Consider the following 15,995-nt stretch of genomic DNA (forward strand, 5'->3'; position numbering starts at 1 on the left):
ATCCGCGACGATCCCTAATGCACTTGTCTGAACCGCGATTCGTCGGATTTATCAGATTTTTTTGGATTTTGATTTTTAGGATCTGATAATTCAATAATTCAATAATTCAATAATTCAATAATTCAATAATTCAATAATTCAATAATTCAATAATTCAATAATTCAATAATTCAATAATTATCTTCCCTTAAACTCCGCTTTACGTTTCTGTAAAAATGCGGCTACCCCTTCTTTAAAATCTTCGGTGCCAAAGCATTTGCCAAACTCTTCTATCTCTGTTTCATAGCCGTTAATACCATCGGTTAATCCTGAATTTACGGCGTGAATAGCAGACGCAAGGGCCAGCGGAGCCCTTGATATAATTTTCAACATCAACTCTTCGGCTTTTGCTAATAAAGCTTCCTGGCTAACTACATGGGTAACCAGGCCATATTGCAATGCATCGGCAGCGGTAATCATTTCGGCGGTTAATATCATCTCCAGCGCTTTGCCTTTGCCTATTAATTGAGTAAGGCGCTGCGTACCACCATAGCCGGGTATAAGGCCAAGCGTTACTTCGGGCAAACCCATTTTGGCAGTCTCGGCAGCTATCCTAATGTGGCAAGCCATAGCCAGTTCCAATCCGCCGCCCAAGGCAAATCCATTTATAGCCGCAATAACAGGTTTGTTGCCATTGGCTATCAAATCAAAAACCAGGGTTTGGTTATCACGGGCAAGAGCGGTTCCATTGGCAACATTCAAATCGGCAAATTCGCTAATATCGGCACCGGCAACAAAGGCTTTAGCCCCGGCACCGGTTATAATAATACCGCCGACAGCAGGCTCATTAAAAGCATCAAAAAACGCGGCATGCAGTTCGGCGAGGGTAGCCTTATTAAGGGCATTGAGCTTACTTTCACGATTGATTGTAATATATAGTATCCTATCTTTCGTTTCTGTTAATATGTTTTCAAATCCCATTGGTATAATTATTTAAAAATTGCGGTGCTGATGCACCCAATCGGTTATATATTTTACAATATCCTGCGTGCTTGTTCCGGGCGGAAAAAGCTCGCCTACCCCCTGCTCTTTCAGCGCAATCATATCGTCGTTTGGGATAATGCCTCCGCCGGTAACCAGCACATCATCCATCTGTTTTTCTTTAATCAGCTTTAATATCTTTGGAAAAACCGTCATGTGCGCGCCGGATAATATAGAGATACCGATAGCATCAACATCTTCCTGCAGGGCGGTGTTCACCACCATCTCGGGCGTTTGGCGCAAACCGGTATAAATTACTTCCATGCCGGCATCGCGCAGCGAAGTAGCTATGATGCGTGCGCCGCGGTCGTGGCCGTCGAGCCCTACTTTGGCAACAAGAACTCGGATGGGGCGGTTAAAGGTATTACTCATGTAAACCGTATTGGTTGCGGTAAAAGTAGTAAGAAAGAAGGGAATGTAATATCGAATAACGAATTTTGAATATCCAACATCGAAGTTTTTCCTTCATCATTCGATAAATCAATAATGCCGCCGAGGTTATTGTTTTTTAAGGGTGTAAATATAATTGTAAGTGCCCAGCGTTTTAGTCCATACCAGGCTATCGCCTTTGTTGCTTTGTTTAAACGTGCCGTTTAGGAGCAAACTCCAGTTAAAATCGGCAGTATGCATAAGGCTATCTGTAAAGGTTATTTCATTACCTGCTACTACATACCCCCCCTTGCTTTGTTGCACGGCTGCGCAACCACCCTGGTAATTATTACCGCTGATAACAATTTCGGCGCTGCCATTAAGCAAGCCCGCCCTATCGGTCATGGATGCCGTATTTACACTCCTGAATGACCCTTTGTATGTTCCCTGTAATTGTTGGGGTATAACCTTGTCATCCTTACAGGCGGCTATCATAAAACAAGCAAATGAAAAAACTAAAAAATGATGCGCTTTCATATAATTGGGTTTGATGTATTTACGGTCAATTATCGGGTTGTGTTACAAGTGGTTAAAAATATATAAGAAAAACCGTACGCTTTCATATTCAATTAAGCCAGGGAAGCTTTTAAAGATTTGACATCGAAATATAGGTAGCCCCTAACGGGGCAAAGATTTTTTTCTTTCCATTTCTACAAATATGTAGCCTCTACGAGGCAGAAAAATATGCTGATATGCCTCGTAGAGGCCACATATTTGTAGAAGTATCCATCTAATCTTTATTTTGCCTCGTAGAGGCTACCTGCCTTTTTTAAGTCGTGTATTTTCTTTATCTAAGAAAAGTTAAAAGTGATTTCTCTGATTACGCAAGCTTACCAGGTTGGCCCCAAATAAAATTTTTAACTTTGCTTTGTTATGATGATCGGTGTGGCTACTCCCTTTAATTTACTCAACCAGGATCTCTTATTGCTGCCTCAAAAAGCTATTTACTGGCAACAGCAAAAAGCTTTAATTGTTGCCGACGTGCACTTTGGTAAAGTGGGCCATTTCCGCAAGGCGGGTATTGCTGTACCCCGCGATATGGAACAAAGTGACCTGGCCACCTTATCCGACCTGATTCACGAATATAAACCCGAAAAACTTATTTTCCTTGGCGATTTGTTTCATAGCGACATGAATAATGATTGGGGTTGGTTTATCCTCTGGCGCAGCCAGTTTCCAGGGCTGGAAATCATCCTGATAAGAGGAAACCATGATATTATAGCCGATAGCAACTATCAAAAACTCGACATCGAACTGCATGACGAGTTATTGATTGGCCCATTCCTGATGCTGCACCACCCTTTGCCTGACGATAAACTGCAAAACGCGGGGGGCTATGTTTTTTGCGGGCACATCCATCCTGGTGTAAACCTGAGTGGCAAAGGCAGGCAAAGTGTTACCTTACCTTGCTTTGCATTTGGCAGCAGGCAGGCTATCTTTCCGTCATTTGGTAAGTTTACCGGCAAAATAGCCATCCATAGCCGGCAAGCAGATAAAATTTTCGCTGTATTGAAAGATAAAGTAGTAGCTATAGCCTGATATTTCTGGTTCAACCCGTATTTAAAGCCCAGATTTTGTGTAATTACATTGCAATTTCTTAGATTGATTCTAAATAACTTTTTCGCGGTTAATAAGCCGGATGCATTTATATCTTTTGGCATATAATAGATACTTTTGCCAAAATAAATCTAATTCATAATGAGCGAAATTAAACAAACCTTTAACTCATCGCTGGGCAAAAAGCTAATTATGGCTTTAACAGGCTTGTTTTTGTGTACTTTTATTATTGTACACCTTGGGGGCAACCTGCTGCTATTCAGCAACGATAATGGTTTTGGTTTTAATGTGTATGCCAACTTTCTTACACATTTTGCACCAATTGAAGTAATTGCGTATATCCTATACCTGTCTATAGCGGTACATGCGCTTTACGCATTAATTATTACGGTTAAAAACCGCAAATCACGTCCGGTAGGCTATGCTATCCAGCCAAAATCTGATGCTACCTGGTCTTCAAAAAACATGGGCCTTTTGGGTTCTATCCTGTTGTTATTTATCGTTATCCACATGGGCGATTTTTGGTTCAAGTATAAATACACCAACGATATTGCTTTTAAGGAGTACCGTACTGATCTGGCAACGGGTAAAACAACCGAGGCTGTTTACACACCGGTTTCAGAAGATTTTAACCATTCGGTATCGGTAGAAAACAATGTAGAAATTGTGCGCGTGAAAGATTTGCATGCACGCGTTGTATACAGCTTTAGCCAGTGGTGGTATGTTATCCTTTACGTTATAGCCATGGGGGCTTTATCATTCCACCTGTTGCATGGTTTCCAGAGCGCTTTCCGCACACTGGGCTGGGTACACCGTAAATACACGCCTATTGTATATGCTATCGGCACCTGGTTTTTTGCGGTTATTATCCCGCTGGGCTTTGCCGCTATGCCGGTATGGTACTATTTTGTAGTTAAAGGTTGATTAAGTTAATATTGAGTTGATTAAGTTAGATTGAGTTGAATGAGTTAGATTGGGTTGAACGGGTTAGCTTGAGTTGCATAGTATGGTTTTAAGACCAACTTAACTTAATCAACCACTTAACTTAATCAACTTAATCCAACCACTCACCTAATCAACTACTCAAACATAAAATATAAAAGAAATGAGTTTAGATGCTAAAATTCCAGAAGGCCCATTAGCCCAAAAATGGAGCAAGCATAAATTTGACCTGAAGCTGGTTAATCCGGCCAACAAGCGTAAATACGATATCATCGTTGTAGGAACCGGTTTGGCAGGCGCATCAGCAGCAGCCTCATTGGCCGAGCTTGGTTATAACGTAAAGGCTTTTTGTTTCCAGGATAGCCCGCGCCGTGCGCACTCTATTGCAGCACAAGGTGGTATTAATGCTGCAAAAAACTATCAGAACGACGGCGACAGTGTGTTCCGTTTGTTTTATGACACTATAAAAGGTGGCGATTACCGCGCCCGTGAAGGTAACGTGTACCGCCTTGCCGAAGTATCGGTAAATATCATTGACCAGTGTGTTGCACAGGGTGTTCCTTTTGCCCGCGAGTACGGCGGCTTGCTTGATAACCGTTCATTCGGTGGTTCGCAGGTATCACGTACTTTTTATGCACGTGGCCAAACCGGGCAGCAATTACTTTTAGGCGCATATTCGGCATTAAACCGCCAGATACATGCCGGTAAGGTAAAAATGTACACCCGTACCGAAATGCTTGATGTGGTTACTATTGATGGCCATGCCAAAGGTATTGTTACCCGTAACATGATAACCGGTTCTATTGATACTCACGCCGGTCACGCAGTATTGTTGTGTACAGGTGGATACAGCAACGTTTTCTATCTGTCAACCAACGCAATCGGCTCAAACGTAACGGCCGCCTGGAGGGCCCACAAACGCGGTGCATTCTTCGGAAACCCTTGTTATACCCAAATTCACCCAACCTGTATCCCGGTAACCGGCGATCATCAGTCAAAGCTTACGCTGATGTCTGAGTCGTTACGTAACGATGGTCGTGTTTGGGCGCCAAAAACTGTAGAAATTGCCGAACAATTGCGCAAAGGAACCATCAAAGCCGACCAGGTAAAAGAGGACGACCGCGATTATTTCCTTGAACGTAAATACCCTGCTTTTGGTAACCTTGTACCACGCGACGTAGCTTCACGCAACGCCAAAGAGATGGTTGCAGAAGGTAAGGGCGTAGGTGGTTCGGGTTTTGCGGTGTTCCTTGATTTTGCCGATGCCATCAAACGTTTAGGCGAAGATACCGTAAGGGCAAAATATGGCAACCTGTTTGATATGTACATCCAGATAACGGATGAAAACCCATACAAACAACCTATGCGTATTTACCCGGCGGTACACTATACTATGGGCGGCCTTTGGGTTGATTATAACCTGAGCACAACCGTACCTGGCCTATATGCTTTGGGCGAATGTAACTTCAGCGATCACGGGGCTAACCGTTTGGGTGCTTCTGCTTTGATGCAGGGTTTATCCGATGGTTATTTTGTGATCCCTTATACCCTTGGCGATTACCTGGCTAAAATTGGCCCTAAAAAGGTTGATACATCGCACCCTGCTTTTGAAGCTACAAAAAAGGATGTGATCACCTATATCAATAAGTTATTGGCTTTAAAAGGCAATAAAACTGTAAACGAGTATCACCGCGAGCTTGGCCACATTATGTGGGAATATTGCGGCATGGCCCGTACGGCAGAAGGTTTAACAAAAGCCAAAGGTTTGATTCAGGCGCTGAAAGCGGATTTCTGGAAAAACGCTATTGTAACCGGCGAAAATGAGGAAGTAAACGCTTCATTAGAAAGGGCCGGCCGCATAGCCGACTTTATCGAACTTGGCGAACTAATGGTTGATGATGCGTTGATGCGTAACGAATCATGTGGTGGCCACTTTAGGGTTGAATCGCAAACAGCAGATGGTGAGGCATTGCGCGACGATGAAAACTTTGCGTTTGTTGCCGCCTGGGAATTTAAAGGCGAAAACCAACCGGAAGAATTACACAAAGAACAACTGGTATTTGAAGCAGTTCATTTATCGCAACGAAATTACGCTTAGTAGCAAGTAGTTAGTATCAAGTATCAAGACAGAAAAAAAATCTTGATAACTGATACCGCCAACCTACTTGATACTTGATACTTACTACTTGATACAAAATCTTAAAGAGATGAGTAACGGAAATATGAACCTGACGCTGAAAGTATGGCGTCAAAAAAATGCTCAGACATCGGGCAAATTCGTGACTTACAAGGCCGAAAATATTTCGCCTGATATGTCATTTTTGGAAATGCTTGACGTTGTTAACGAAAGTTTGACCCATAAAGGCGATGAGCCTATTAACTTTGATCATGATTGCCGCGAAGGTATTTGCGGCATGTGCTCATTATATATCAACGGCCACCCGCACGGGCCAAAGCGTGGTGTTACCACCTGCCAGCTGCACATGCGTACCTTTCATGATGGAGAAACCATCACGATTGAACCATGGAGGGCTTCGGCATTCCCCGTTGTGAAGGATTTGGCAGTTGACCGTTCGGCTTTCGACAGAATTCAGCAGGCCGGCGGTTATGTTTCGGTAAATACCGGTGTAACTACCGATGGTAATGCTATCCTTATCCCTAAAGTTATTGCCGACGAAGCATTTAACTCAGCTACCTGTATTGGTTGCGGCGCCTGCGTTGCGGCATGTAAAAATGCTTCGGCAATGCTGTTTGTATCGGCAAAAGTTACTCAACTGGGCTTATTGCCGCAAGGCCAGCCAGAGCGTTACAGCCGCGTACAATCAATGGTAGCCCAAATGGACGAAGAAGGATTTGGCAGCTGTACCAACACCGGCGCCTGTGAAGCCGAATGCCCTAAAGAAATTAAGCTGACCAACATTGCCCGCATGAACAATGATTTCTTTAGCGCTAAATTGTTCAGGGAAGAAGAAGTTCATGATGTAAAACACTAAGCTATTTTAGCTTGAATATTTAAAATGCCCGTGGTTTCTTCCGGGCATTTTTTGTTGCCGGATAGCTACCACGCCCGGGACTTTTATTTGGTAAATTCAACAACAACAGGTTCGTTGGTTCATTGATTATTTGCTAACCAATGCGCCCTTCAACGGCCATGTAGGTTGGGAATCCAAACCTATAAAGGCAGATGATTGCTCCCTTTTTAAAGTTTGCCCGGTTAAAGTTTGAAGGTAGTTATTTAGAAGATTGCCTGCCTTTATAATCGCATTTTCACGACCATCTGCCTGATAATGATTATCGGTAAGCCAAATAGTCTGCACCCTGGTGCTTTGCCACCTGGTAATGCTGATCCTCATAAACCAGGAATAATAAAAAGTATAATTTATTCGAAGTAATTCCCACTGCGTGTTATACTGATTGGTGTCTCCGCCAAGTTCAAGCGTATATAACTGAAACTGCTGATCTGTTATTGTTTGTAAAACCAACGATGAATTATCGCCCCCGCAATCATTATACTTATCTTCATATTCCTTTTTAAGATCATTAAAGTCAATAAGATAATCATTATAAAGGTCATGGTATAGCTGTTTTGTTGCAACCAGGGCACGGCGGTTATGGGTGGCGCCATCGCGGATGTGCTGACTAAAACTTAAATGGGCACGTTCTTCAATTTCGCTCTTGGTGCGGCCGCATTCGCTGCAAAACAGGCCGTCCTTGTATTCCTGCACATTAAATTCGTATCTTTTTCGCCTGGCATCAATTTTTGATTTAATCTTTTCGAACTTTATTTTACAGCCGTCATCGGGATTATCAGCCAAAACAGAAGTCTGCGCCGATACATAGCGGTAACTTACCAGGAAAATGATAATACCTAAAATAGTTTTCATGTTTAAAAACCGAAAAGCTTGAAATAGGATGGTTTAAATATGGCAGGCTTTATTGTAAGCCTACTACCAAAGTAAGCAGAATATTTTTGATATGCTCAAAATAGGAATATTATTTAAAAAAGAAGGAAGACAACCTCGAAATCAACAACTTAAATGTTAGTATTGAAATGCCGGGTGCGCGGAGAGATATGTGAGTAAAGGCCTGTGGGGACTTGGGTGAAACGCTGTAAAACTTCAATCGGATTCATCTCTAATTGAAGTCATCCACCATTTTCCTCTCCTGCTGACAAATTGATAATAAACCGAAACGCCCGTATCTTCAATAAAAAAGTGAATATTGGCCATGCCTTTGCCCGTTTGAGCCGGCTTGGTGATTATTTTTTTCTCAGGCTGCGCATGCGCGAATGACCAATCTTTTTTTTGGAGAAATTTTGAGGTATCACTTTCACCTTCGCCGCCAATTATCGTTAACTTTAGCGGGAACTCGATCCTTGATATTTGAAACGCAGAATCGGTGCTAAACCTATTGAAGAATACATTAAAACTTTCTGACGCGGTATCAACTGCGTTGAACTTAACCGTTGCTTTAGCAGGCAATAAGCCTTTCGCTCGTTTGTTATTGTCGCAAGCCGGATGCAACAGCAATAGTGCTCCGCACAACAGGCCATACTTTTTAATGATTTGAGATAACATGAATAGTTGTATAAGGTTTATGCAAAGATACATCACTGACGATTGATATTTTAGGCGAAGACGACGAGACCTTTAAAACAACTTTTGCCTTCATAAATTACCATATCAATACATAAACTTTGTTAAAAATGAAAAATCAATTAAAATAATCGCAAAAAATTCAAAATAATTTGCTTTTTTATCAAAAACACTTCATAAATTACATTTTTAAAAAATAACTGATTAGTAATCTTCAAATCTTCACAATTTCATATGCAGGAATCAGCTTATTTTGATAAATATAACCCAATAAGTGGTGTTTGGGACGAAATGTATGGCCTGGACAGCAATGTTCGTGAACATTATCGTAAGGTAATAGAATATATTTCGCAGGAATCGGCCGACGATCTGAACAAAAAAGAGGAACTGGCCAAACGTCTTTTTATGAGTCAGGGTATCACCTTTACCGTGTACAACAGCGGCGAGGGCATTGAAAAGATTTTTCCATTTGACATTATCCCGCGTATTATTACCGCAAGCGAATGGGCTTTTGTAGAAAAAGGTATTAAGCAGCGTCTTACCGCATTAAACCATTTTCTGAAAGATATATACAATAACCAGTTTATTGTAAAGGATGGTATTGTGCCTATTGATATCATTTATTCGTGCCCGCACTTTTTGCGCGAGATGTACCAATTGAAGGTACCTTACGATATCTATGTACATATTTCGGGCATCGACCTGATCCGCGATGAGGACGGTACTTTTTATGTACTGGAAGATAATTTGCGCACCCCATCGGGCGTAAGCTATATGCTGGAAAACCGCGAAATAACCAAACGCTTATTCCCCGATTTGCTACCTCAGTGCGGTGTAAGGAGTGTTACAGAGTACCCAACGATACTGTATAAAAACTTGCTGGCGTTATCGCCAAGGCAAATTTCCAATCCTACTATCGTGCTGTTAAGCCCGGGAATTTATAACTCAGCTTATTTTGAACACACTACATTGGCCCGCCTGATGGGCGTTGAACTTGTGGAGGGACGCGACCTGGTGGTAAATAACCATAAGGTTTATATGAAAACCACAACAGGCCTGCAGCAGGTAGATGTAATTTATCGCCGGGTGGATGATGAATACCTTGATCCGCTGGTATTTAACCCCGCGAGTATGCTGGGTGTAGCGGGTATTATGGGAGCTTACCGCAAAGGCAACGTAGCTATTGTAAACGCTATTGGTACCGGAGTGGCCGATGACAAAGCGGTGTATGTATACGTACCGGACATGATAAGGTATTACCTGAACGAAGAACCGATACTTAAAAACGTGCCCACCCACCAGCTGGGCAACCCCGACGAGCGTGAGCATGTGTTTAAAAACCTGAATAAAATGGTAGTTAAAAAAACCAATGGCAGCGGCGGTTATGGCATGCTGATGGGGCACGCGGCATCTGAAGAGGAAATTGAAGAGTATAAAAAAGAAATCCTGAAAGATCCCCGTAATTTTATAGCGCAGCCTACCATCAGCCTTTCGGCAGCGCCATGTTACATGCAGGGCTCATTAAAACCCCGCCGTATTGATTTAAGGCCCTACGCATTGTACGGACCTGATGGCATTGAGATTGTGCCAGGCGGACTAACCCGCGTGGCGCTAAAAGAAGGCTCATTGGTGGTAAACAGCTCACAAGGTGGTGGCAGTAAGGATACGTGGGTGCTGGCGTAGGTTAGGATGAAGTATAAAAAGACAACGAAAAAAAGACTATTAACACCGAACATCGAATTTTGAATAATGAACATCGAAGTAAAACCTATCTTCATTAATAATTTAATTCATCATTCGATATTGGACATTCGATATTCATTATTAAAAAATCATTCCCCCTTCAGGGGGTTAGGGGGCTAATATGTTAAGCAGGGTTGCAGCAAGTTTTTATTGGTTAAGCCGTTACATTGAGCGCAGCGATGGTATGCTGCGGATGCTCAAAATTAATTATGCCTCATCGCAGGATACTGTACAGGAATTTACGTGGGAGCCGGTGATCAGAATTTTTGCCGGAATTAAAGAGGCAGAAGTTGATAAACTGGAAAATGATAGCCGGGCAGTTTTAAAATACATGGTTACGGGTAAAAACAATCCTAACTCGATATTGAACATTATAACCCTGGCAAGGGAGAACGCACGTGGGGTGCAGGAACACATCTCCAAGGATCTTTGGCAATGCCTTAACGAGTATTACCATACCGTAAAAGATCCGCGCCTGGAGCGTTCCTTACAGCGTGAGGACCCTATCGGCGTACTTGATATACTGATAAAACAAGTAATGCTTTACTACGGTACGGCCGAGATCACTATGGAGCGTGGCGAAGGGCGCAGCTTTATGAATATCGGCAAGTACCTGGAGCGGGCCATTCAATCGGTAGATATTTTGGATACCAAATTCAGTTCGGTAAGTGATAATCCGGACCTGCTGACAGACACCACCTATTGGAAACATCTTTTGCTTTCATTAGGCGGATATGAGCTGTACCTGAAAACATACCGCGAGGGTTTTGAGGCGGAGAATGTACTGGAACAGGTAGCATTGAATAACGACTTCCCCCGCTCGGTTATCTATTCGGTAAATAACATACACCGATATTTTGACAGGTTGAAAAATGACAGCAATGTAGATACCTTCCGCGAAATGTCATTCCAGATAGGCAGGTTGCAAAGCCGGATCAAATACAGTTCGGTAAAGAGCATCCGTGATGAGGGCCTGCATTTGTTTTTAACACAAACCAGGAAAGAACTTTATGGAATTGGTAACTCATTAAACGAATATTACTTTGCAAACTCATAATTTTAATTTGAGAATTTGAAGATTTGAGAATTTGAAAATTGCTTGTTTAAAAGATTACAAATGATGATTTACATCAAAGTCATTTTCAAATCTTCAAATTCTCAAATTTTCAAATTGTATCAGTCCTCAAATTAATTAATTCAAAAAAACATGCCCGACTTTAAGATACAGCATATTACCAAATACAGTTACGAAGGGATGGTACGTGACAGTGCTAACCAAATTGTACTTTACCCGATAAAGGACGAGTACCAGGATGTAACACAACATGAGTTATCAATAACCGGCAGCCCTGTTGTTGATACCCATATTGATTATTATGGAAATGAGATAGGTAGTTTCACCTACAGCGAACCGCATTCGGTGATGGTTATCAATTCAAAATTAAATGTAACCACCAGGCAACGACCACTACCTGTTACAGATATTTTTCCCGATCAGCAGTGGGAATATCTTAAACACATCCAATACATGGTGCCCTATATCGACTTTTTGAAGCAGGAATATTTTGAAGGCCTTCCCGAGCTACAAGTTATTGTTGAGCAGGAAAGAGCATTGGATGATACCCCGTTCCAGATAGCATTGCGCTTTTGCGGCTATGTGTACCAAAATTTTGAATATATTAAAGGAGTAACCACTGTTGAAACCACACTTGATGAGGTTTGGAAACTAAAGGCCGGTGTTTGCCAGGATTTTGCGCACATTTTAATGGTGATGCTGCGCCTGCTAAAAATACCGGCACGCTACGTAAGTGGCTATATATGCACCAATAGCAGCACCATGCGCGGTGAAGGCGCCACCCACGCCTGGGCCGAAGCCTATATCCCGGATTATGGCTGGCTGGGTATCGACCCTACCAATAACTGCATCGCTAATGAAACCCATGTGCGTTTGGCAGTTGGCCGTAATTTTTCAGATTGTTCGCCGGTAAAGGGCGTTTATAAAGGCACATCCGGCCATAAACTGGAAGTAGCTGTTAGCGTAGATGATAATGAGAATACGTTCAGAAGCATAGACGATAAAGCCCATCACGACAATTTGTATCAACCAACTACCGGCGCCCCCAAAAATAGCTACCAAAGACATTTGGAAATCATTCAGCAGCAACAACAGCAGCAACAGTAGATGTGCAGATGTGCAAATTTCAGATGTGCAGATGATGATCGGGTTTGATAGACGTTTTGATTTTTATAAATGGCTAATTTATTATACCTATGCCGTTGACAATAACAAAGCCTTACGAGTTTTAACATTGTAAGGCTTTGTTGTTTGCAGTAGAAGCAGACTTTTCGATATTGAAATCTATCACATCAAAAAATCATCTGCACATCTGAAATTTGCATATCTGCACATCTAAGTTTACACTTTCTTAATTGCATCCATCAGCACCGGAATTTTTGGCACTTTGTCATAAGCCTGGGCAAGTTTACCGTTTTTATCATAAATGGCAATGTATGGCGTGGTTTGTACGTGGTAATAACGCTGCACTACGTAAGTATACCCTTCGGTACCTATAATGATATTGTGATATTTAGCCAAATCAAAATCGCGCTGAAATACCTGTATGGCCTTTAGCTGGTTCACAAAGGTTATCATTACAATCTGCACCCCTTTAAGCTTATCCAATTCGGGTTTTAAATCATACATCAGGTGTTGGCAGTGACTGCAGTCCGGCGAGAAGTAAATCACCATCACCGGCTTGTTCTTTTTCAGGTCGGCAGGCGTAACATAAACACTGTCGGTGGTTAATATATGATATGGGGCAATTTTGCTATTTACGGGCATGGTTTGGGCCTGGCTGCAGCCAGCGGCTACAATAAGGCAAAGCAACAAACATATTCTTTTCATTATGTTGATATAATATTTCATTAAAGCATAGTTACGATATTTTTAGCTCTCCAGCAATTCCATCTGCCAGGCTATTTGTTCCTCAGTTATCGGGAATAACGCATTTTCACGCACAGTATGATACACGGCATCAAATAAACCATTATAATTACCCTTGTCTGACGGAACCCACTCTACAGTTTTCTCATTGTCAGGCCCCATCAGTACCAATTTACCCTCGCTTCCTTCAGGCTCAACTCCAAAACCTGCTGCATCCGGCATCATTCCTGCATCTAATTGTGCCTCTTGCACATCTGTACGCAACTTTACAAAACTGCCCAATGTGCCATGTACAACAAAGCCCGGCAGATGCTCGGCAATCAACAAGCCCGACGTTAAATACACATTTAATTGGTTGGGATAACTTAAATGAATGTGAAAATAATCATCAACCTGCGACCCGGGACGATGTGTGGCTGTAGTTTTCACATAACTTAACGGCCGGCCAAAAATACTGATGGCGTTGTCAACCAGGTGCGCGCCCAAATCGTACGTTAAGCCGTTACCCGGCGTTTCTTTAGTTTCCTTAAACTGCTTTGCCCCGATAGCCATACGGTACCTGTCGAGCCTGAAATTCACTTCTATCAGTTCGCCAAGCCGGCCGCTTTCAATAACTTTTTTTACCGAAATGAAACCACTATCGTACCGGCGGTTTTGGTAAATCATTACTTTCAAATCAAGTTGCCTGCCCAAATCAAATAATGCCTTTACTTCGGCAGAAGTAACTGCGGCAGGTTTTTCTATCAGCACATGTTTACCGGCATTAAGCGCCCGCATGGCATAGTCAAAATGAGTATCATTTGGCGTATTAACAACAATCAATTCAATTTCAGTGTCATTCAGCAATTCGTCTATAGTGTTATAGCTAATTACATCCGGGTATACTTTGCCGGCCTTTTTTTCATGGCGTTCCACAATAGCTTTAAAAGTAAAGCCAGGATTGGTTGATAAAAATGGGGCGTGAAAAATACGGCCCGACATACCGTAGGCCATCAGGCCTGCTACAATTGGTTTTGTTGACATTGAAATTTATTTGCCTTTTGTTATGGAGTAAAAATAAGAAAAATACTCTTGTCATTCTGAGTGTTAAAATTTCGCGAAATTCTGAAGGTGAAATGACATACTTTTGTTAACGCTGTGCAGTGTGGCCGGTCGAGTTATAGTGCTTCGTGCCTGTGTCTGAGTATGGTTCCGAAGATAGAGTCTGAAGGTATGGTACGATCCTGTTTACAGTGATTTGTCCGATGGGTAGCCTGTTTTTTCCTTATACTCCTTCGGGCACAGCTTATTTAAAACAAGCTTGATATGGAAAAAATGCGTACACATGCAGCCGGTATAGATATTGGCTCCCGTCATGTTTTCGTTGGCCTGGAAAGCGGCCCTGTCCGTAGCTTTGAAACCTTTACCGGCGATCTGGTAGCACTTAGTAAATATTTACTGGAGAACCGGGTAACTACAGTGGCGATGGAAGCTACAGGTGTTTACTGGTATGTACTTCATGATATCCTGTCAGATGCAGGGTTAGATGTGTGGCTGGTCGACGGCCGCCAAACCAAACAGTTGCCTGGAAGAAAGACAGATGTGAAAGACTGCCAGTGGATCCAGCAGTTACATAGTTATGGTTTACTGAACCGTTGCTACGTTTCTGAGGGGCTGCTCAAGGAGCTACGTAGTTACCAGCGATTACGTGAAGACCACCTCCGGAGTGCCTCGATGCATATTCAGCATATGCAAAAGGCCCTGATCGAAATGAATATCCGTTTACCGGAAGTATTAAGTCAGATACATGGGGCCAGTGGAAAAGCCCTTATAACAGCAATCCTTTCCGGTGAAAGAGACCGTTATAAGCTGCTTGCTCTCTGCCACAAAAAAATCAAAGATAAAAAGAGCGAAGAAGTATTAAAGGCTTTGGAGGGCCATTACACGCCACATGGGCTTTTTGCCCTGGAGCAGGCTTATAAGGCATATCTTTTTTATCAAGGCCAGATCTTGGAGTGTGACCGGAAAATAGATAGCACCTTGCAACAGATTAATAAAGACAAACAACTACCGCCCGGTACAAATACCGGAAATAGAAAACCGATCAGGCACAATAAGCCCCAGGTTAAAGACCTTGGCGGGCATTTGCTGAAAATATTTGGTGGCCGGGATGCCACCAGACTTCCCGGCTTTACAGATTATAACTGGTTACAGTTATATACAGAAATTGGAGCCGATTTAAGCCAGTGGTCGACGGAAAAACGGTTTGCCAATTGGCTTGGGGTATCTCCCGGTCAGAACCGTTCGGGCAAGAAAAACAAAAGTAAGAGCAAAGGAAAACCTACCGCCGGCCAGATATTCAAGGAGATGGCGTGCGGCTTGCTAAACAGCAAATACATTGGATGGGGAGCATTCGCCAGGCGGTTAAGAGGAAGAAAAGGTCCGGCGATAGCCATCAAAGCAACTGCCAGAAAATTGGCTATTCAATATTGGCGTTTAATGGTTAAAGGGAGCGATTTTGTAGAAAAAGGCATAGAGGCATATGATAACATGCTTAAAGAGCAGAAGCAAAGGTATTTACAAAAGCTCGCTATCGAATTTAATGTGGACTTAGTACCTATATAATTCGATATGTCATGGGTAGGTACGAAGAATCTATTCGCGAACTTTCCTATCGGCCGTGCATGGCGTAAAATAGATTCTTCGTACCTCAGAATGACAGGAGGAACAAGATTAAATGATGCACCTCTCGTCATGCTATGAAAGGACAAAAATTATCGCCCAAA

Annotated in this window: 15 protein-coding genes; 8 read left to right on the top strand and 7 right to left on the bottom strand. The window is 42.5% G+C overall.

Annotated features, from left to right (window positions below; translation table 11 throughout):
- Positions 1–177 precede the first annotated feature (177 nt).
- The 3 genes from ACFGVS_RS14005 to ACFGVS_RS14015 all read right to left on the bottom strand — a co-directional run bounded on the left by ACFGVS_RS14005 (position 178) and on the right by ACFGVS_RS14015 (position 1,926).
- The gene (locus ACFGVS_RS14005) at positions 178–960 is read right to left on the bottom strand and encodes an enoyl-CoA hydratase/isomerase family protein (RefSeq protein WP_090643533.1); all 783 of its coding nucleotides are present in this window, start codon (positions 958–960) and stop codon (positions 178–180) included.
- Between the two features lie 12 nt (positions 961–972).
- Complete coding sequence (locus ACFGVS_RS14010) at positions 973–1,392, bottom strand: cobalamin B12-binding domain-containing protein (protein ID WP_090643530.1); 420 nt, start codon at positions 1,390–1,392, stop codon at positions 973–975.
- Between the two features lie 126 nt (positions 1,393–1,518).
- Positions 1,519–1,926 (bottom strand): hypothetical protein, encoded by a 408-nt coding sequence (locus tag ACFGVS_RS14015; protein WP_090643526.1) that lies wholly within the window; start codon positions 1,924–1,926, stop codon positions 1,519–1,521.
- A gap of 396 nt (positions 1,927–2,322) precedes the next feature.
- Between ACFGVS_RS14015 and pdeM the strand changes: the two genes are divergently transcribed.
- From pdeM to ACFGVS_RS14035, 4 genes are all read left to right on the top strand, one after another.
- On the top strand, positions 2,323–2,988 hold the full coding sequence (gene pdeM / locus ACFGVS_RS14020) for a ligase-associated DNA damage response endonuclease PdeM (protein ID WP_439699094.1): 666 nt from the start codon (positions 2,323–2,325) through the stop codon (positions 2,986–2,988).
- Between the two features lie 159 nt (positions 2,989–3,147).
- Entirely contained in the window at positions 3,148–3,930 is a 783-nt protein-coding gene (locus tag ACFGVS_RS14025) for a succinate dehydrogenase cytochrome b subunit (RefSeq protein WP_439699095.1), read from the top strand.
- A 181-nt stretch (positions 3,931–4,111) separates the two neighbouring features.
- Positions 4,112–6,046, top strand: a complete 1,935-nt coding sequence (locus ACFGVS_RS14030) for a fumarate reductase/succinate dehydrogenase flavoprotein subunit (protein ID WP_090643517.1) — start codon at positions 4,112–4,114, stop codon at positions 6,044–6,046.
- Between the two features lie 109 nt (positions 6,047–6,155).
- On the top strand, positions 6,156–6,941 hold the full coding sequence (locus tag ACFGVS_RS14035) for a succinate dehydrogenase/fumarate reductase iron-sulfur subunit (protein ID WP_090643512.1): 786 nt from the start codon (positions 6,156–6,158) through the stop codon (positions 6,939–6,941).
- A 126-nt stretch (positions 6,942–7,067) separates the two neighbouring features.
- Here the strand turns inward: ACFGVS_RS14035 and ACFGVS_RS14040 are convergent, their stop codons facing one another.
- Together ACFGVS_RS14040 and ACFGVS_RS14045 are read right to left on the bottom strand one after the other, a co-directional pair.
- The gene (locus ACFGVS_RS14040) at positions 7,068–7,832 is read right to left on the bottom strand and encodes a hypothetical protein (protein WP_439699097.1); all 765 of its coding nucleotides are present in this window, start codon (positions 7,830–7,832) and stop codon (positions 7,068–7,070) included.
- Between the two features lie 234 nt (positions 7,833–8,066).
- On the bottom strand, positions 8,067–8,525 hold the full coding sequence (locus tag ACFGVS_RS14045) for a hypothetical protein (RefSeq protein WP_439699098.1): 459 nt from the start codon (positions 8,523–8,525) through the stop codon (positions 8,067–8,069).
- Positions 8,526–8,777: 252 nt separating this feature from the next.
- Here ACFGVS_RS14045 and ACFGVS_RS14050 point away from each other — a divergent pair, with 252 nt between their 5' ends.
- The 3 genes from ACFGVS_RS14050 to ACFGVS_RS14060 all read left to right on the top strand — a co-directional run bounded on the left by ACFGVS_RS14050 (position 8,778) and on the right by ACFGVS_RS14060 (position 12,468).
- On the top strand, positions 8,778–10,226 hold the full coding sequence (locus tag ACFGVS_RS14050) for a circularly permuted type 2 ATP-grasp protein (protein WP_090643501.1): 1,449 nt from the start codon (positions 8,778–8,780) through the stop codon (positions 10,224–10,226).
- A gap of 181 nt (positions 10,227–10,407) precedes the next feature.
- Entirely contained in the window at positions 10,408–11,343 is a 936-nt protein-coding gene (locus ACFGVS_RS14055) for an alpha-E domain-containing protein (protein ID WP_090643496.1), read from the top strand.
- Between the two features lie 150 nt (positions 11,344–11,493).
- Positions 11,494–12,468 (top strand): transglutaminase family protein, encoded by a 975-nt coding sequence (locus ACFGVS_RS14060; protein ID WP_439699099.1) that lies wholly within the window; start codon positions 11,494–11,496, stop codon positions 12,466–12,468.
- A gap of 234 nt (positions 12,469–12,702) precedes the next feature.
- Here ACFGVS_RS14060 and ACFGVS_RS14065 read toward each other — a convergent pair whose 3' ends face one another.
- Positions 12,703–13,191 carry a TlpA family protein disulfide reductase gene (locus ACFGVS_RS14065; RefSeq protein ID WP_439699101.1) on the bottom strand — a complete coding sequence of 163 codons (489 nt, stop codon included), beginning with the start codon at positions 13,189–13,191 and terminating at the stop codon, positions 12,703–12,705.
- A gap of 42 nt (positions 13,192–13,233) precedes the next feature.
- Complete coding sequence (locus ACFGVS_RS14070; RefSeq protein ID WP_439699102.1) at positions 13,234–14,253, bottom strand: Gfo/Idh/MocA family oxidoreductase; 1,020 nt, start codon at positions 14,251–14,253, stop codon at positions 13,234–13,236.
- A gap of 282 nt (positions 14,254–14,535) precedes the next feature.
- On the opposite strand from ACFGVS_RS14070, the gene ACFGVS_RS14075 reads away from it, so the two are divergent.
- Entirely contained in the window at positions 14,536–15,834 is a 1,299-nt protein-coding gene (locus ACFGVS_RS14075; RefSeq protein WP_274209026.1) for an IS110 family transposase, read from the top strand.
- Positions 15,835–15,995 lie beyond the last annotated feature (161 nt).

The organism is Mucilaginibacter sediminis (genome assembly GCF_051903035.1).
Lineage (GTDB): Bacteria > Bacteroidota > Bacteroidia > Sphingobacteriales > Sphingobacteriaceae > Mucilaginibacter.

Coding starts and splice junctions, on each gene's coding strand:
- ACFGVS_RS14035 (WP_090643512.1), top strand. CDS start 6,156: ATGAGTAACGGAAATATGAACCTGACGCTGAAAGTATGGCGTCAAAAA.
- ACFGVS_RS14010 (WP_090643530.1), bottom strand. CDS start 1,392: ATGAGTAATACCTTTAACCGCCCCATCCGAGTTCTTGTTGCCAAAGTA.
- ACFGVS_RS14040 (WP_439699097.1), bottom strand. CDS start 7,832: ATGAAAACTATTTTAGGTATTATCATTTTCCTGGTAAGTTACCGCTAT.
- ACFGVS_RS14075 (WP_274209026.1), top strand. CDS start 14,536: ATGGAAAAAATGCGTACACATGCAGCCGGTATAGATATTGGCTCCCGT.
- ACFGVS_RS14050 (WP_090643501.1), top strand. CDS start 8,778: ATGCAGGAATCAGCTTATTTTGATAAATATAACCCAATAAGTGGTGTT.
- ACFGVS_RS14070 (WP_439699102.1), bottom strand. CDS start 14,253: ATGTCAACAAAACCAATTGTAGCAGGCCTGATGGCCTACGGTATGTCG.
- ACFGVS_RS14065 (WP_439699101.1), bottom strand. CDS start 13,191: ATGAAAAGAATATGTTTGTTGCTTTGCCTTATTGTAGCCGCTGGCTGC.
- ACFGVS_RS14030 (WP_090643517.1), top strand. CDS start 4,112: ATGAGTTTAGATGCTAAAATTCCAGAAGGCCCATTAGCCCAAAAATGG.
- ACFGVS_RS14005 (WP_090643533.1), bottom strand. CDS start 960: ATGGGATTTGAAAACATATTAACAGAAACGAAAGATAGGATACTATAT.
- ACFGVS_RS14045 (WP_439699098.1), bottom strand. CDS start 8,525: ATGTTATCTCAAATCATTAAAAAGTATGGCCTGTTGTGCGGAGCACTA.
- ACFGVS_RS14055 (WP_090643496.1), top strand. CDS start 10,408: ATGTTAAGCAGGGTTGCAGCAAGTTTTTATTGGTTAAGCCGTTACATT.
- ACFGVS_RS14025 (WP_439699095.1), top strand. CDS start 3,148: ATGAGCGAAATTAAACAAACCTTTAACTCATCGCTGGGCAAAAAGCTA.
- ACFGVS_RS14060 (WP_439699099.1), top strand. CDS start 11,494: ATGCCCGACTTTAAGATACAGCATATTACCAAATACAGTTACGAAGGG.
- pdeM (WP_439699094.1), top strand. CDS start 2,323: ATGATGATCGGTGTGGCTACTCCCTTTAATTTACTCAACCAGGATCTC.
- ACFGVS_RS14015 (WP_090643526.1), bottom strand. CDS start 1,926: ATGAAAGCGCATCATTTTTTAGTTTTTTCATTTGCTTGTTTTATGATA.